Source organism: Pantoea piersonii, assembly GCF_003612015.1.
Taxonomy (GTDB): domain Bacteria; phylum Pseudomonadota; class Gammaproteobacteria; order Enterobacterales; family Enterobacteriaceae; genus Pantoea; species Pantoea piersonii.
The window spans coordinates 22,353-38,595 of record NZ_RARB01000015.1; the positions used below are offsets into that span (position 1 = coordinate 22,353).

The window sequence follows — 16,243 nt, forward strand, 5'->3', positions numbered from 1 at the left end:
TCAACGATCCCGCCGAAGGTCTGTCTCTTGAATTTTTTCCTGTGGACCGGTTGCCTTCACCAATGAATGAAGAATATATCACCTACATAAAAGGTAGCCGTACTGTTCCTGATATGTAACGTCAGTACACCTACTGAAGGCATTACCTTCCCAACAGACTCCAGCCGCAGAGCCGGAAAGTCTGTCGGAATATTTGCCACTGTTCGCCAGTAGCAAAAAAGACATAACGAACAGGCGGCGTAGCAACAAATAAGGCGCCCTCTTTAGCTACGACTAAATACCAGCTTCAGACCTGCAATCGTAAAGCAGCATGCTAACAGCGCATCAAGACCGCGACGAATACGACGATAAAATGCGCTCATTACTGCGGTTGAGAAGAGTAGCGCATAGCCGCAGAACACCAGCACGCAAATGGTCGCACAGCCGAAAATTATGGTGGGTAAAGTAGAGGCTGCCGCGCCTGGTTTAAGTGCGACGGACATGATTGCCACCCAGGTGAGGATGGCTTTAGGGTTGCCAATGTGCATCAAAATACCCTGGCGAAACAGTTTGCCATAGGCGACGCTTTTATCGCTGGTGGTCACCATGCTGGAGTCAGAGCGGGCCAGTGCGGATTTGCCCGCTTTAAATGCCAGCCATAACAGATATAAACCACCGCCGATTTTTAACACAATCAGCAGCTGTGCAAAGGTCGCCAGCACGGTTAGCACACCACAGGCCGCCAGCAATGCCCACATCATCGAACCGCTTATTACACCGCCTGCCAGGGCAAGCGCGGCGCCGCGTCCTTTTTTCATTGCCGTCCCCATAATGGCCATATTGCTTGGCCCCGGGCTGGCAGTGGCGACAAAATAAGTGGTGTAAATCAGGATTAATTCGTGCGAAAGCGTCATGTTTTCCTCATTGATGGCGTTGTCCTTCCTCTGTTATATCGGCCCGTTCGAAAATTTACTATATTCCGTTATTAATTCTGGCGATGCTTTTCCAGACCGCGGCCTTCTGATCGGCAGGAATGCGATCCGCGCCCGGCAGGGTTTCATTCACGGGTAACCACGAGCCCGACGCCTGGTATAGTTTCAGGAAGAGAAAAACTGGCAGCCACCGACTCACACTCCTGCAGATAACAGTCGCTAAGTAATTTAGCGGCAAGACCATGCCAGACGTAGCGCCTGTATTCTGTGTTTTACCGATCCTGACGAGATTCAAGCCATTGTGCGGCTGTGGTCGTTGCTATTCCCCGACGCGCATTGAATGTTTCTGCTTTGCTCCATGCAACGCCATCAGAACGCGCAAAAGCGAGTCGGTATTTCGCTGCGATATCATCCGGGTGGTTTTGCACGTCGTTGCGAAGCTTTTCATTGTTCAGCAACTTCCGCTGAATATTCTCACCCCAATGGGCCTGCATCAAATCAGCCAGCTCACGGTACGTTAACGTATCGCCGGCGATATAAATGATCTCATCACGAAAAAGGGGCTGATGAAAAAATATCTCTGCGGTCAATATGCCGATATCCTCTGGCGTAGTTAGCGTAACGGCATTATCCCAGTCACCGAGTCCATAAACGGTTTTACCTGGATCATCCACGACGCCAAAACCGGGTTCAAACAGATAGCTGGTAAAGATCCCCGTAGAAACGATCACCCAGGCAGTGTCTTTTTGAGCGCGCAACCTATGGCGCACCTCAAGCTGTTCATCCCAAACTTCCTGCCCGCTTCCTTTTCCCACCACCTCATAGTCCACACCGAACTGCCAGGGAAAATAGCGTGCAACGCCTGCTAAGAGTACCGCCTGCGTAATTTTTAACTGCGTACCTGACCCACCAACAAAGCCGCTGCAGTTGATGACCGCGTCAAAGGCGCTAAAAAGAGCGCTTAGCTGTTCTACAGACTGTTTTTCCAGATCGCCTTTCACGATTGAAATGTCCAGCTTACGTAACGCATCCAGCCGTTTTTCTTGCCTGCTACTGCTTCCTTGCGCGGCGTCGTCCCGAAGCAGCACGCTTATCTTATTTTGCGGATATAACTTTGTCTTGCGGCTGAATGCACGTAACACCGCCATACCCAGTTCACCGGCGCCGATCACTAAAATCTGCGTTTCTGATTTCTTATGCGAATACGTCATACTGTTCTCCTGCTTTTTTAACCAGCCTGACACGGACCGAGATTTGGGTTCAATTAGGCACATCAGTGATACCGGAGGAACAATGAACCTGGAGCGCGAGGCGGCACTGCAATTTTCCAAAGAAATATGTGAGCAGCTCAGTGACGATGATGATGGTTTGAAACGCGAAATATTAACGCATACAGGCAACCGCTGGTCGCTGGGCGTGGTGCATATTTTGGGCACGAATGGACCTATGCGTCATGCCGATATTCGTCGCCGTCTGAACGGCGTAACGCAGAGAATGCTGACCCGCACGTTGCGACAGCTGGAGCGTGACGGACTGATAGCCCGATTCGATTACCAGGAAAAACGACCGCGGGTCGAATATTCTGTTACCGAGCTGGGCAAAGAGATGCTGATACAGATGATGCCGGTATGGCGCTGGATAATTACCTCTGCAGAGCATTTTCGCAAGGCGCGAGCAGAGTATGATTTAACAACGGCATCAACCACTCCGTAACATTATCGCTAAAAAAGAGGCTGAAGGGCGAGATCCTGGGAGGCCCAGGATTAAATGGCTAACGCTGCCCTTGCACTTCCTGCCTCGCCCCGAATTCGGTATGCCTTTACCTCTTCCTCGAAAAGCACCCGAAAAGAGAGCTTATAATCCACCAGACAACCTCATTATCGCGAACGGTTTTGTATTACTTTTGTTAAATGATGATATTTTTTATCAAACCATTTATTTAGCATTTAATTAATAACGATATAAGTTAATGGTCAATAAACGACTCACTTAAACTTTTTATTCTTTTTCTGGGATTTCTTTGCCAAAAAACATCTTTTTTACAAGCGGCAAAAAAATTAAAACCAAAACAACCCCATCTAATTCATTGAATAATTTGGGTTTATTTTGACTAATATCATAACACGCCATCGTTCAATTCGATCATCAACCCAATAACAATAGCTCCAGGCTATCGTGATTTGAATATTGATCGCTGTTGCCGATCAATCTGAAATGGATATACTAGCCCCACCGAAACGGATGGTAGCAAAAATAAATGAATTCTGAACGAAAGCCGAAAGAAATATCGGCCCCGCATTTTCTTACGCGGAAAAGAGCATTAAACATACTTAAAGCCTATGGTTTCATAGAAATAGCTGATGCAATTAAATTCCTTCAACTTATCTGCGGCAACGAACTGGACACCAGTGAAATAGCCTATTTAAGAAAGAAAATAGAGTTTTGCCTGAAAAATCACGACAATCAAAGCGACTATTTTATTCCTCTGAGAGAATTCGCAACCGAGCTCGATTGCCTCAGCGACATTAAACTCACCTCAAACGTATAAAAACAACCAATAAAATAAACCATTAGCATCATGACGCCATATTTATCAGCACACTGAAGTACTGATAAATATGGCTGCGCGGCAGCCTGTATTGAAAATAAATTGCTGATAATACGATCACTTACAATGGAGTCTTTCAAATGAAACTGAAAACAATTGCGGTAACAATGGGTACGGCGCTGGCCTTATTTGCAGGTGCGGCTAATGCGGGTGATCCGCCACCGGCGCCGCCAACCGTTACCGTTAACGGCGGTACCGTGCATTTTAAAGGAAAACTGGTGGCAGCGCCCTGCTCCGTCAGCACGGATACCAGCGATCAGGAAGTTAAGCTCGGCGAGTACACCACCCACCACTTTAAAACGGCGGGTCAGCTCGGTGCCGTGGTTCCGTTCCAGATTAAACTGGAAGACTGTGATTCCTCTGTGGCAAAAACTGCAGCCGTTGCGTTTTCCGGTCGTGCGGACAGCACCACTTCTGACAGCTCCCTGCTGGGCATAGATCAGGATCTCTCTGGCGGTAACAGCGGTACGGCATCCAACATTGCTATTCAGGTTCTGGATAACCAGTCAAAGCCAGTGAAATTTGACGGCTCTACTTTCGTCAATAAAACCACGCTGATTGACGGCGAGAACATCCTGAAATTCGCCGCGCAGTATAAGTCTACAGGCGTGGCCACCGCTGGCGATGCCAACGCGGACGCTAACTTCATCATGCAGTACAACTGATTTATCTGCCTTCGCGGGACGGCCGGCTTATGCCGCCCCGCACACTTTCCCGGATTATTTCATGAAATATCCACAACCTCTGATGTCGCTCTTGTTCATGCTGTTGATTCACACCGGATGCGCGATGGCGAGAAACGTTCACGTCATCATACCAGGAGGTGAGGTTCATATGCGTGGACAGCTGACGAACGGAGCATGTGTCGTCAGCGCTGACAGCCAGGACCTGCATGTGGATATGGGGCAATACATTACCCATGCATTTGAACGGGTGGGTGACCTCTCCACGCCGGGTATTCCGTTCACCATCAGGCTGACAGACTGTATGCCCGGTATGGCGGGCGGTATCGGCATTACGTTTTCAGGAATGACAGCCCCTAAAGAGCCAGATGTCTTTCTGGTTGCCGCTTCTGACGCTCGACCAACAGGCGGTTCCGGAAGCGACGGTTACAGCGGCCTTGGATTATTAATCACTGACCCGACGGGACATCAGGTCATACCGGGAGGCGTCCCGGATTTTTTTTCCCAACCGGACGGAAGCGATATCGCGCTTCATTACATTGCGCGCTATCGAGCAACGTCGCGTAGCCCCTTGCCCGGCGAACTGCACAGTGAAGTGCGATTTGATATTGCCTACCCGTAATGCTCACTGACTTTAGAAACAGGTTTCACACTATGCAAAAAATGGTCTCTTTACTCCCGGTTGCTGCCCTGGTGCTTTTCAGCTGCCAGCCTGCCACGGCGGGCGGCATTGCGCCCGGCGCTACGCGCGTCATTTATCCGGAAAGCGACAATCAGGCTTCTCTCGCTGTCACTAACAGCGACAGCCATGAACGTTACCTGATTCAGGCCTGGGTCGAAGACGACAAGGGTCAACGCGATCGCGACTTCATTGTTACCCCGCCGCTGTTTGCTGCGGCGCCGAAAAGTGAAAACACGCTGCGTATCGTCTATACCGGCAAACCTCTCCCCCAGGATCGCGAGGTGGTCTACTGGATGAACGTCAAGGCCATCCCCGCCGTAGACAAGAGTGCGATCAAAGGTGCCAATACTCTTCAGCTGGCCGTCCTGTCAAGGATGAAGCTGTTTATGCGCCCGGACGGGCTGAAGATGAGCGAGCCTGAATCCGCGGCGCAGCTGAGCTTTCAGCAGACGGCAGGACAACTCATCGTTAAAAACCCAACGCCCTATTACCAGTCGCTCGTCAACATCAGCTTGGGTAACCAAAAACTCGAAAGCACCATGGTTGAGCCCTTTGGTCAGCGAACGCTGAAGCTGCCAGCAGGCGCTACCGGACCAGCGCATTACCAGACGGTAAATGACTACGGCGCCATCACCCAGCAGAAAACGGGTAAATCCTCTTAACCTGTTCCTCAACTCGCACTTTCCCGCATGTTGATATCCCGTGCGGAAAATCAGCTCGTTCAGATCTGGGAGTCAAGTCATGCATCAGTTAAAGCGCAAAGTACTGCGTAATCCGTACCGGGTTCCCCGTTTCCGGTACTCTGCGCTTGCCGTATTTGTTGCACTGGCAGGCCCTGCCCGAGCCCAGGACTGGTTTAATCCCGCCTTTTTGTCCAGAGACGGAGGGGAAGTAGCGGACCTGTCCCGCTTTGAAAACAGCGCTGGACAACTGCCCGGCATGTACCGGGTGGACATATGGGTAAATGACGAATTTATCACCACCAGTCCCCTTCGCTTTGATGCGGCAAAGGCTGACAAGAGCATCACGCCCGGCCCAGAGCGACCAAAGGATGATGGCACAGGGCTGGTCCCTTGCCTGACTCGACAATGGCTAAAGCGCCTCGGGGTAAATACGGCGACGGCTGATGAACTGAAGAAGATGAAGGATGAGGGCCAGTGCGTTGATTTCATGCGGATCTTCCCGGGCGCATCGTCATACTATGATTTTTCATCGCAGCGGCTGACACTGACCTTCCCACAGGCGGCGCTGCAGAACAGTATCAAGGGCTATATCCCGCCGGAAGAGTGGGATGAAGGCATTAACGCCGGCCTGCTGGATTACACTCTGACAGGCAGCAAAGGGAATGACAGCAGTAATTATTATCTTAATCTCACCAGCGGCCTGAACCTGGGGGCCTGGCGTCTGCGCAACAACGGCGCATGGGTTTACTCGGATTACAGCAACGGTAACAGCCAGCGCCAGTGGCAGAATATTTCCACCTATGTTGAGCGTACCGTCATTCCCTTTAAAAGTGAGCTGGTGCTGGGCGACAGCAACAGTTCGGGCGACATTTATGACAGCCTGGGGTTTCGCGGCGTCAGACTCTACACCTCAGACCCGATGTATCCCGATAGCCAACAGGGGTTTGCGCCAACCATCCGCGGCATTGCGACAGGCCGCTCACAGGTGACGGTCAGACAGAACGGATACGTAATCTATCAGAACACCGTTCAGTCCGGCGCGTTTGAAATCACCGACCTCAGCGCCACCTCGTCCAGCGGCAATCTGGAGGTAACGGTTAAGAGTGAATCGGGTGCCGTGCAGACGTTTGTGGTCCCCTATTCAACGGTGCCTCTGCTGCAGCGCGAGGGACGCCTGAAATATGACGTAGTGGCCGGGCGCTATCGCAGCGGCCTGTCAGGTAAGGATGCCCCCCTCTTTATCCAGGGAACCCTTGCCAAAGGATTCACCAATGGGGTGACGCTTTACAGCGGAAGCCAGGTGGCGAAAATCTATACCTCGGCCGTGGCCGGCGCAGGCATAAACCTGGGAACCTGGGGTGCCGTGTCAGCCGATATTACCACTGCCCGCAGTGAACTGGCCGACGGTAGCTCGCACAACGGCCAGTCGGTGCGCTTTCTCTATGCCAAATCCCTCAATAACTATGGCACCACCTTCCAGCTGCTTGGCTATCGCTACTCCACCCGGGGATTTTATACCCTGGATGAGGCGGCCTGGAGCGCCATGAATGGCTACCAGTATGAATGGAAAGAGGATGGCAACGGCCAGGGACGTCATCAGGAACCCGTCAGCTATCACAACCTGCGCAACAGCAAAAAGGGTCGCCTGCAGATGAGCGTCTCGCAGCAGGTGTCCGATATTGGCTCGCTGAACCTCACGGCCACGCGACAGGATTACTGGAACAGTACCGGCAACGACACCTGGTATCAGGCGGGCTTTTCCAGCGGCTGGAACGGCATTAACTACAGCCTTTCTTACTCACTGAGCCGGAGTAACGGCATGCCGGGGACAGACCGTCTGGTGTCGCTGAACGTGTCGATCCCCTTTGGGCGCTGGCTGGGTCATAGCATGGCAGAGCACGATCGCCTCAATAACATGTATGCCACGGCCCAGATGAGCCGAGACCAGGACGGCGTCACCCAGATGCAGACGGGCGTCAGCGGGACGCTGCTTGAAGGGAACAATATGAACTACAGCGTGATGCAGGGGCACAGCAGCCGGAGCGGCGGCAGCGGCAGCCTGAATGCAAGCTGGCAGGGAGAAGCGGGCCGGGCCAGCGGCGGCTACAGCTATAGCCAGAATGAACACGCCTGGAACTGGGATCTGTCCGGCGGCGTGGTGGCCCATGCGAACGGCGTCACTTTCAGCCAGTCGCTGGGGGACACTAACGTGCTGATTAAAGCGCCGGGCGCGAAAGGCGTTCACGTGGAGAACGAAACGGGGGTCAGCACAGACTGGCGGGGCTATGCGGTAATGCCCTATGCCACCGTGTACCGACGTAATCGCGTCGCGCTGGATGTGAAGAGCCTGGATATACATACGGACCTGGATGACACAGTTCAGGACGTCGTACCGACGCAGGGTGCCATCGTGCGGGCGGAATACCGGACGCACGTAGGCCTGCGGGCCATGTTTAGCCTCACCCATGATGGCCATCCCGTTCCGTTCGGAACGGTAGTCACTGAGAAAAGCGTCGGCGCCACGGGTATTGCCGATGATACCGGCGAGGTTTATATGGCGGGAGCGCCAATGAAGGGTGTGCTGGAAATGGTCTGGGGGAGTAGCGATCGGGATAAATGCAAGGTGCCTTATGCCCTGCCTGCTGGCAGTGAATCGCTACCGGTAGTAAGGATGTCACTCGACTGCATTGCCGCCAGGGGAGAAAAATGAGAAAAATTTTTAGTCAACTTGCAATTCTTGTAGGAATTATTAATACGCCTTTAGCTTTTGCCTATACAGGAATATGCACACCAACAGGCGGAACACATATTTTCACCTACACTGCTTCTTATGACATAAAAAATATAAAAAATGATGCCGCCGGGGCAGAAATTGACGATATATTCAAATATTCTGTTGGGGGTGCTTATGAAGCAATCTGCGATTCAGGCCCAACTTACTCTGGCACCTTTATAAAAACGGGCAGCAACCTACCGATATATAGAGTTTCAAGCAACATCACCTGGTATAAGTTAAATGATTATTTAGCAGTGTCAATAAAAGGATACGTTGCTGGTGAGGTTAGAAAATATTTCAACGTGCCATTTTTAGAAAGCAATAACTGCAATCAAACTCAATGCTCGCCTACAATATGGGCTTCAGGTGGGCGAGGTACCGTCTCACTTATGGTAATAAAGCCCTTTATAGGTTTTTCACCAATAGATACTATCTTAAATTATACTCAAGCATCGACTAATAAAGGCACCGTAGCTACCGGGCCTTATATGAGCGAAGTCATCATGCATGCCTCGATTACAGTACCGCAGTCATGCGAATTGAATACGGGACAGACTATCACCATGGATTTCGGTAATATCGGCGCTTCCGCGTTCACACAGGCGGGTGCCGAGAATAAACCTGCGGGCATCAATCCTCAGACGCGGAACATCGCTATTCACTGTAAGAACATTGATGCTCAGGCTTTACTCTCCTTGCGTATAGAAGCAAATAAGGTGTCGGGCAATACCATTATTTCTGACAATCCCGACTTAGGTTTTATCGTTGCAGACGGTAATAAAAACCCACTGACGCCGAATAATACAGACAGCAAAATTCCTTTCCAGCTAGATGATAAGTCATCAGCCTCAGTACCCTTCAGCGCCTGGCCTGTCAGCGTGACGGGCAACAAACCTGCGGAAGGTAAGTTTACCTCGGAGGGATATCTGCGTGTCGATTTTGACTGAAGCTGGTATTAAGGTGAAAAGGTCATGGTTTAAAGGCCTGTCGTTCTGCGTCATTACCGCTGCGTTGAGCAACCTGCTCCTGAGCGGGCTGACACCGCCTGATGCGTATGGCGCCCTTGGCCAGATTAATATCAGGCTTACAGGCATGGTGGTTGCGCTGGGGTGTACCGTTGACCCGAACGATGTTAATAAGCCGGTTCAGCTTGGCGAGTGGGCGACCAGACACCTGAAAAAAACGGGACAGACAACATCGCCGGTGCCCTTCACCATCCTTTTAACGGGTTGTACGGCAAGCGGTGTCACAACCAGGTTTACAGGCGCGAAGGATACCCTAAACCCTGAGCTTCTTGCCCTGAAAAGCGACGACAGAAGTTACGCCTCCGGGATAGCGGTGCAGATTATGGACAGCAAGGGTCAGCGTATCCCTATGGGCAGTAATGCCCCTCGTGGCGTGGTTGATGAGAGGGGGAATGTCACCCTGAGTTTTCTGGCGAATTATGTTGCTACTGGAAATGACAGTGTCAAACCCGGCACAGCAGATGCCGACACGGAATTCACATTGTCATATGACTGAAGTGATAATAAGTTCATCACTAAACGATAACTCGACTTTTTTATAGGGCCCGTGGCCTGCTCGCGCGGTCCGGCGGAGCTGATTAACCCGCTCCGCCCGTTAGTTAAATACCCGTCTCTCCTGAAGCTGACATTAAAAGGGATTTCCCTGTGATATCCGGCTCCGGAATCAACTATTTCAGGCGAGAACCGTAGCTCAGATGACAGCGTGACGATGAATACGATGAAATAACATCAGGATCAGAATTCCTGTCACGCCGATCGCGGCGGCGCCCAAAAATATGACAGAGGTATTTCCCGGTATAAATCCCATAAACGAGGATAAAAACTGCCCCGAGAAAATGGCCATAGAAAGATAAGCAAGGTTACGCCCTCGGACGCGCGCATGACTTTGCTCCACCGTCATATGGTTTACCAGCGGCACTGACAGTCCAAAGCCGCATCCCATCAAAACGCCGCCAACGATAAACAGCGTAAGTCCGGAAGCCATTGAGAAAAGAAGGTGTGCTGCGATATAGCACCCAAACGCCGTATAAAGCGTGCCGTACTCACGAATACGAGAAACAACTTTCGGCATTATCGCCGCGGCAAATACGGCGATCAGAGAGATAAAAGAGAGGAAGTAGCCCGTTTCTGCCGCCCCCATACCCATTGCGTGAAAGCGCTGCGGAATAATAATGACGCCGGTGAAGAAGCTGATCATAGAAAGCACGGCCGCAAAATAGACTGGCTTAAGTGCGCCACGCTTTTCGAGGGCGCCACCTTGCTGATGGTTTTCTGTCTGATCAATACGATCCGGCCGCGGCACAAACAGGATTTGCATGGCAAGTAAAAGCCAGGCGGCAAGGTAAAGCACAAACGGCCAGCGCCAGCCAAGCGTCGCCAATAGCCCGCCGATAAACAGGAAAATCACTCCGCCCAGCTCAATTGACATGCCCTGAGAGGCAATCATCTTTAGTCGGGCATGACCACTGTAGAAGGCTGAAATCAGTCCGGTACCCGCAGACATCACTACAGCCGTTGCGCCGCCCAGCAGCAACCGATCCACCATAACAGGCACCAGACCGTGCAACAGCACGCCGCCGCTTCCCAACAGGCCGTACATAAACAGTCCCCAAGTCAACGCTCGATAAGCCCCAATCCTGTCAATGAGCCGGCCCGCCAGCGGTCCAAAAACCACTACGCCCAGAGAGGGGACAGTCACCAGCCAGCTCGCTGCTGAAGATATGCCCAGTCGTTCGGCTATCGCGGGCAGACCGGGGACGATGACGCACCCGACCATTATTGTCAGACAGGCCACCGCCAGCAGGGTAAAAGCGCCCGTTTTATTTAGTTTTCCCACAGAAATTCCTCAAACATCTGTCCGCATAACGGATATGAAATCCACATAATGGTTATCAGTTTTGATCGCGATTGAAATTTAGTCAACGAAGGAACTGTAAAACGACCGTAAAGCTTCCAGGCATGAGAAATAAATTATTTATATAATCAATAAGTTAAATGTAAGCGCCTGAAGAAAGGGATAATGGCTGTACCAATAGCGCTCTTTCCCTGCTGGGCTTAGCAATGGGCTTTTGTTATACAATCCGCCTGGCAGACATAGCTGATCCCTGTGATGGATGCTGCATGTTATCCTGTAAGGCGTTTAATGAACGGAGGCGAGTGATGAGCAATGATGTCAATCAGGATGGGTCTCAGGTCATTGCCCGAGCGGCAATGATTTTTCGGGCGCTTGAAGTCCAGCCACAGGGAATGACCATTACTCAGCTATCCCGTGAAACCGGGCTGCCGCGTACTACCGTGCACCGCCTGGTCACTTCGCTTGAGTCACAACAGCTGCTGGTTTCCAGAGGCGCAGGTGTCCAGCTTGGACCTGCGCTGGTGCGCCTTGCCGCCTCGGCTCATACCGATGTGATATCGCTCGCAAGGTCGCCCATGGAGACGCTGGGACGACGCACGCGCGAAACGGTTGATTTGTGTGTTTATCGAGGAACCTATGCGGTTTCAGTAAGCCAGTTCATGTCGGATCAGGAGCTTCGTGTCGTTTCAGCCGTAGGCACAGCCTTTCCCTGTCACTGTACCGCACATGGAAAGGCGATTCTGGCCATGCTGACGGACGAAAAGATTGAAAGTCTGCTGGAAGGACGGCCTGATGTGAGAACAGACAAGACGCTTCAAAGTCTGCCGTCCATTATGGAAGAAGTCCGTGAAATCCGGCGTTGTCATTATGCGGTTGACCGTGAAGAACATGCGCGGGGCGTGTGCGGAATTGGCGTGTTTCTGAACACGGGCCTTCATGAGCACTATGCAGTATCTGTCGCTGTCCCCGCCCTGCGCTTCGACGAAAAATTTGACCACCTGCTGAGCGCATTAATGCAATGTAAAGCCGAGATAGAAGCGCTGGTAAGAGGTTGACTCCTTTGTCCCTGAGCCACAGGAAAAGTATTAACGCAGAGCATTGATATACGCATCGGCACCTCACGCCTCTGGGAAATCTGGCACAAGTGACAGACGTCTGTTTCCAGGCGCAACCGGCCAGTCAGGGGTCTGTCTGCTACCGGCTTCATAAAAAGCCCAGGGGCAATAAAACAGGCGTCGATCATAAGGTGTTACAGACCCGCGAATACCCGATGAGCAGCAGCGAAACCGCGAGATGGCACCGGACAACTTCTGCATAAGCGATCTGTCGGCAAGATCTTCAACCAGGGTTAAGGTGCCATAAATTCTGACAATCGCTTTTTCCTCACCTGCAACCACTGCGACTTCTCCTGCATCAACACCAACTTTATTGAAATTCTCAGTAGCAATATGAGGATAACCTCGACTACACTTATGATACGAACCGTATCGTTTCTATATATTACTTTCCCGCCTGTTGAGGGTGAATCTTTTATGAAAAATGACCTGAATACTTCGTCCCGGCGCTCAAGCGGTGCAGTACGAAGCGAGCAGTCCCACCTGGCTATCCTTGAAGCCGCTAAGATCCTGCTGACAGAAAAAGGCTACGCAGGCTTTTCAATAGAAGCTGTGGCAAAACTTGCAGGCGCAAGCAAACCCACCATTTACCGCTGGTGGCCTAATAAGGCACAGCTGATAGCCGAGGTATATGAAGTTGAAACTAAAAAAGCGATTTTAATTCCGGAGGGTGAGAATGTTTGTCAGAGAGTCGTACTGCTGCTGGAAGCGTTATGGGATCTCTGGCGAAACACAATTTGCGGCGTCGCTTTTCGCAGCTTTATTGCAGAGTGCCAGAATAATTCCGAAAACATGACCCTGCTCCGCGAAGACTTTATGGCCAGACGCTTTGCACTTCCACGAGAAATTCTCGAAAGCGCGATCGAGAAAGGTGAGCTACCCGCTGACACCGATGTTGAGCTGATTTTAGTTACGCTGTTCGGCTTTTGCTGGTTTCACCTCCTTACGGACAACCTGAGCAACAGCCACCTTATCACCCCGTTTATTTATAACCTTCTGGAAAAAGTGCCTGTCAAAAGTAACAGCGCGCAGGCCTGAAAAATGATTACTGACCACTAAGGAGAAACAGATGAGAATCAATACTGATGCCAGCTGGGATCTGGACAGAGTCGATATACTTTTAAATCCTGCCCCGCTCCGCCTTGAAATGGGAATTTCGCGAACAGCAGATAACCGTCTGGTTGTTGCCGCCCGAACAGATATGCCAGGGTGTAGCGGGAAAATGCTGGAATGGTGGTTTACTTATTTTCATACCACTGAGCATTTGAAATGGTGGCATCCTGCCGACCACAAAGCGCACTACGGCTGGGATGATGCCTGGGTAGAGGGTAAGAACTTTATCGGTGCGACCGTACATGCCGAAGAAGCGCTGGCAGCCGTCTCACCTGTGTCGGCAAAAATAAAATTTCATCATCCTGAAGATTTCTTTACCGCCGAAAAGATTCAGGAAGCGCGTAGTAAAGGCTGGCTGTCAGGTGCTGTATGTGGATGCATTGGGTTTGGTACAGATATCACGCTAGACGAGAGCGGTGACCCGCTGGGCGGACGCATGGTTCACCTGGTACGCGACACCTCCTGGGGATGCGTTCTCAGAAGCCGGTTTATTCTGGGTGAGAACATGGCGGGAAAAGGAGAAAGCGTTGAGGATGAAATTGGTTTCGGCCTGTTGCAGCACTGCCATTGTGAGTTCACTTCGCTGTCAAAAATATTGCCGTCGCTTTACTATGCCGAAAATACGGGTGAAAACGTACAACCTCCGGAGTGGTGGTGAACGCCTTTACCTCCTTTCCGCTACTGCTTTCAGCGGTGTTTATCCTTAGCCTGGCGGTATTGTTTATAGAAAATCTGATGCAGGCTTGTGCTATTAGCGAGCATAAGCCTGTATAGCAATTTTAATAAATCCTGTTAATCGCCACCCGCTCTTTAAATTCTATATAATCTTTCTTTAGACTGTAATAGCATTAAACAATACCAGTTAAATAGTCATAAAATTGAGTAAGCAATGTAAAAAAGGCCACTCGAAAGTGGCCATAAGTTAACGCATAATAACGATGGTTTGCGAACACTCATTCCCTGAGCATTTCACCTTTTCATTTTAAAGAAAACAAAATTAATTTTCCGCTTCATCAGGATAAATAATCCGTAAAGATTTTGTCTGGTGCTATTTTCATTGCGGCATCACCAGGTTTTCCCAATATTAAACTGAAACTGCTCTGACTTATCTCCCTCATATTTCTTAACCGGTAGCGCATAAGAAAACACCAGCGGCCCAAGAGGTGACTGCCATTGCAATGCCATGCCGGTGGAAACGCGGATTTGTGAAGGATCACCGTAATCAGGAATACCTGCTGCCTGCGTTTCGGCTGTGTTTTGCCAGTTTGTATCCCAGACAGAACCAGCATCAACGAACAGCGAGGTTCTCAGAGAGGTCTCATAACGCTCACTGGCAAACGGAGTGGGAACAATCAGCTCTGCACTGGCAACTGCCATTGCATTCCCTCCCACTGCGTCATCAGATTTTTCCACCGGACAGGCGCTACTACTGCTCTCACTCCCGTTGCAGCGATAGTAAGCGGCTTTTGGTCCGATGGTATTAGAGGAAAAGCCACGTACTGAACTGGAACCGCCAGCATAAAAATTATCGTAGAACGGTACTTCTTTGTTACCCAGGCCATCGGCATATCCCGCTTTAGCGCGGCCCATCAATATCCAGCGGTGGTCATCGCTGAGGGGGAGATAGGCATTCGCGGTCAGCGTGCTTTTGAAATAGCTGTTGGTTGAGCCAGGCAGCGTAATTTTAGTATGAAAACCTGCAGTCACGCCGGAAGTCGGAAAGAAGCCACGGTCGAGCGAATTGTAGCTCCAGCCCGTACTGAGAAAGAAATCATTGGCGCTGAACGTTTCGTCGCTACTGCCATCATCACTGACCGTACGGGTCGTCACGCCAGGATTGATCCCCTGCGAATGGAGGTAACGCCAGACGCCTACTTGCGGCGACATATCGCTCAGGTGGTTAAAGACATAGTCGAGACCGAAATTGAGGCTGTTGTTTTCGCTAACGGGGAATCCCAGCGTGCCGCCCAAATCCAGACTCTTCAGGTTATATTCCGCCAGATCGTTATCTTCTGCGCTGTAATCGTTATAGGAGAGTTTCCCGCCAAGGCTGACGCCATCTACCGTAAAGTAGGGATCGGTCGCCGAAAGCTCTACGTAAGTCTGGTAATCGTTTTTGGTTCCGCTGAAACTTACACTGTTCCCTGTGCCCAGCCAGTTATCCTGGGTGACGCCGACCTGGAAGCTGACGCCGCTGTCGGTGCCGTAGCCAATGCCGAAGTTAAAGGTACCGGTGTTGCGCTCTTTCACCTTGTAAACCACGTCTACCTGGTCCGGCACGCCCGGCACGCGCTGGGTGTCGACATCAACAGACTCAAAGTAGCCGGTACGGTTCAGACGCTCTTTGCCCTGCTCTACCAGATCGCCGCCCAGCCATGCGCCCTCCATCTGGCGCATTTCACGGCGCAGCACCGCATCTTTCGAGGTGTCATTGCCCTCGAAACGCACTTTACGCACGTAGTAACGGTTGCCGGCGTCCACGCTGATATGCAGCTTCACCGTTTTATCGGCGTCGTTGATTTCAGGCTGCGTCATCACCTGCGGATAGGCGTAGCCATAACGACCCAGCAGCTTTTTGATGTCATTTTCCATCTGGGTGACTTTGGTGCCGTTATACAGCTCGCCCGATGGAATTTGCGTCAGGTGTTCAATCTCTGCCGAGTGGCCCGCCATGCTGCCGTTGACGATCACGTCGGCGATTTTGTACTGATCGCCCTCGGTGATGTTAACGGTGATGTAGATGCCTTTTTTATCCGGCGTCAGGCTGACCTGGGTCGAATCGATATTGAAGC

Annotated in this window: 15 protein-coding genes; 11 read left to right on the plus strand and 4 right to left on the minus strand. The window is 51.2% G+C overall.

The features are described 5' to 3' along the window. Positions 1–263 precede the first annotated feature (263 nt). Both D7S44_RS22345 and D7S44_RS22355 read right to left on the minus strand, forming a co-directional pair. Positions 264–893, minus strand: a complete 630-nt coding sequence (locus D7S44_RS22345; RefSeq protein WP_120458413.1) for a LysE family translocator — start codon at positions 891–893, stop codon at positions 264–266. A 290-nt stretch (positions 894–1,183) separates the two neighbouring features. Further along, positions 1,184–2,122 carry an aromatic alcohol reductase gene (locus D7S44_RS22355; RefSeq protein ID WP_120458415.1) on the minus strand — a complete coding sequence of 313 codons (939 nt, stop codon included), beginning with the start codon at positions 2,120–2,122 and terminating at the stop codon, positions 1,184–1,186. Between the two features lie 82 nt (positions 2,123–2,204). On the opposite strand from D7S44_RS22355, the gene D7S44_RS22360 reads away from it, so the two are divergent. The 8 genes from D7S44_RS22360 to D7S44_RS22395 all read left to right on the plus strand — a co-directional run bounded on the left by D7S44_RS22360 (position 2,205) and on the right by D7S44_RS22395 (position 9,864). Further along, complete coding sequence (locus D7S44_RS22360) at positions 2,205–2,624, plus strand: winged helix-turn-helix transcriptional regulator (protein ID WP_120458416.1); 420 nt, start codon at positions 2,205–2,207, stop codon at positions 2,622–2,624. A gap of 544 nt (positions 2,625–3,168) precedes the next feature. Beyond that, a complete protein-coding gene (locus D7S44_RS22365; protein WP_120458417.1) occupies positions 3,169–3,459 on the plus strand; it encodes a hypothetical protein in 291 nt (96 codons plus the stop codon). Between the two features lie 140 nt (positions 3,460–3,599). Continuing rightward, the gene (gene fimA / locus D7S44_RS22370; RefSeq protein ID WP_120458418.1) at positions 3,600–4,184 is read left to right on the plus strand and encodes a type 1 fimbrial major subunit FimA; all 585 of its coding nucleotides are present in this window, start codon (positions 3,600–3,602) and stop codon (positions 4,182–4,184) included. Positions 4,185–4,245: 61 nt separating this feature from the next. Then, on the plus strand, positions 4,246–4,824 hold the full coding sequence (locus tag D7S44_RS22375) for a fimbrial protein (RefSeq protein ID WP_158591307.1): 579 nt from the start codon (positions 4,246–4,248) through the stop codon (positions 4,822–4,824). 32 nt (positions 4,825–4,856) lie between these two features. Then, positions 4,857–5,546 (plus strand): fimbria/pilus periplasmic chaperone, encoded by a 690-nt coding sequence (locus D7S44_RS22380; RefSeq protein WP_240629533.1) that lies wholly within the window; start codon positions 4,857–4,859, stop codon positions 5,544–5,546. A 79-nt stretch (positions 5,547–5,625) separates the two neighbouring features. Continuing rightward, positions 5,626–8,277, plus strand: a complete 2,652-nt coding sequence (gene fimD / locus D7S44_RS22385) for an outer membrane usher protein FimD (protein WP_120458420.1) — start codon at positions 5,626–5,628, stop codon at positions 8,275–8,277. Continuing rightward, positions 8,274–9,290 carry a fimbrial protein gene (locus tag D7S44_RS23940; RefSeq protein ID WP_240629535.1) on the plus strand — a complete coding sequence of 339 codons (1,017 nt, stop codon included), beginning with the start codon at positions 8,274–8,276 and terminating at the stop codon, positions 9,288–9,290. Before fimD ends, D7S44_RS23940 begins: the two co-directional genes overlap by 4 nt. After that, the gene (locus tag D7S44_RS22395) at positions 9,274–9,864 is read left to right on the plus strand and encodes a fimbrial protein (protein ID WP_120458422.1); all 591 of its coding nucleotides are present in this window, start codon (positions 9,274–9,276) and stop codon (positions 9,862–9,864) included. The genes D7S44_RS23940 and D7S44_RS22395 overlap by 17 nt, the downstream gene beginning before the upstream one ends. Before the next feature lie 195 nt (positions 9,865–10,059). Here D7S44_RS22395 and D7S44_RS22400 read toward each other — a convergent pair whose 3' ends face one another. Continuing rightward, positions 10,060–11,205, minus strand: a complete 1,146-nt coding sequence (locus tag D7S44_RS22400; RefSeq protein WP_120458423.1) for an MFS transporter — start codon at positions 11,203–11,205, stop codon at positions 10,060–10,062. Positions 11,206–11,528: 323 nt separating this feature from the next. Here D7S44_RS22400 and D7S44_RS22405 point away from each other — a divergent pair, with 323 nt between their 5' ends. The 3 genes from D7S44_RS22405 to D7S44_RS22415 all read left to right on the plus strand — a co-directional run bounded on the left by D7S44_RS22405 (position 11,529) and on the right by D7S44_RS22415 (position 14,109). After that, positions 11,529–12,278, plus strand: coding sequence for an IclR family transcriptional regulator (locus D7S44_RS22405; protein WP_120458424.1), 750 nt, complete (start codon positions 11,529–11,531; stop codon positions 12,276–12,278). Between the two features lie 477 nt (positions 12,279–12,755). Further along, a complete protein-coding gene (locus D7S44_RS22410) occupies positions 12,756–13,376 on the plus strand; it encodes a TetR/AcrR family transcriptional regulator (protein WP_158591309.1) in 621 nt (206 codons plus the stop codon). Positions 13,377–13,407: 31 nt separating this feature from the next. Next, entirely contained in the window at positions 13,408–14,109 is a 702-nt protein-coding gene (locus D7S44_RS22415) for a DAPG hydrolase family protein (RefSeq protein ID WP_120458426.1), read from the plus strand. 407 nt (positions 14,110–14,516) lie between these two features. Here D7S44_RS22415 and bamA read toward each other — a convergent pair. Beyond that, positions 14,517–16,243 (minus strand): outer membrane protein assembly factor BamA (gene bamA / locus D7S44_RS22420; RefSeq protein WP_120458427.1); only part of this gene is annotated, 1,727 nt, incomplete at its 5' end.

What these genes read in the sequence shown, in the direction of transcription:
- D7S44_RS22345 (WP_120458413.1), bottom strand. Translation starts at nt 893, where the DNA reads ATGACGCTTTCGCACGAATTAATCCTGATTTACACCACTTATTTTGTC.
- D7S44_RS22355 (WP_120458415.1), bottom strand. Translation starts at nt 2,122, where the DNA reads ATGACGTATTCGCATAAGAAATCAGAAACGCAGATTTTAGTGATCGGC.
- D7S44_RS22360 (WP_120458416.1), top strand. Translation starts at nt 2,205, where the DNA reads ATGAACCTGGAGCGCGAGGCGGCACTGCAATTTTCCAAAGAAATATGT.
- D7S44_RS22365 (WP_120458417.1), top strand. Translation starts at nt 3,169, where the DNA reads ATGAATTCTGAACGAAAGCCGAAAGAAATATCGGCCCCGCATTTTCTT.
- fimA (WP_120458418.1), top strand. Translation starts at nt 3,600, where the DNA reads ATGAAACTGAAAACAATTGCGGTAACAATGGGTACGGCGCTGGCCTTA.
- D7S44_RS22375 (WP_158591307.1), top strand. Translation starts at nt 4,246, where the DNA reads ATGAAATATCCACAACCTCTGATGTCGCTCTTGTTCATGCTGTTGATT.
- D7S44_RS22380 (WP_240629533.1), top strand. Translation starts at nt 4,857, where the DNA reads ATGCAAAAAATGGTCTCTTTACTCCCGGTTGCTGCCCTGGTGCTTTTC.
- fimD (WP_120458420.1), top strand. Translation starts at nt 5,626, where the DNA reads ATGCATCAGTTAAAGCGCAAAGTACTGCGTAATCCGTACCGGGTTCCC.
- D7S44_RS23940 (WP_240629535.1), top strand. Translation starts at nt 8,274, where the DNA reads ATGAGAAAAATTTTTAGTCAACTTGCAATTCTTGTAGGAATTATTAAT.
- D7S44_RS22405 (WP_120458424.1), top strand. Translation starts at nt 11,529, where the DNA reads ATGAGCAATGATGTCAATCAGGATGGGTCTCAGGTCATTGCCCGAGCG.
- D7S44_RS22410 (WP_158591309.1), top strand. Translation starts at nt 12,756, where the DNA reads ATGAAAAATGACCTGAATACTTCGTCCCGGCGCTCAAGCGGTGCAGTA.
- D7S44_RS22415 (WP_120458426.1), top strand. Translation starts at nt 13,408, where the DNA reads ATGAGAATCAATACTGATGCCAGCTGGGATCTGGACAGAGTCGATATA.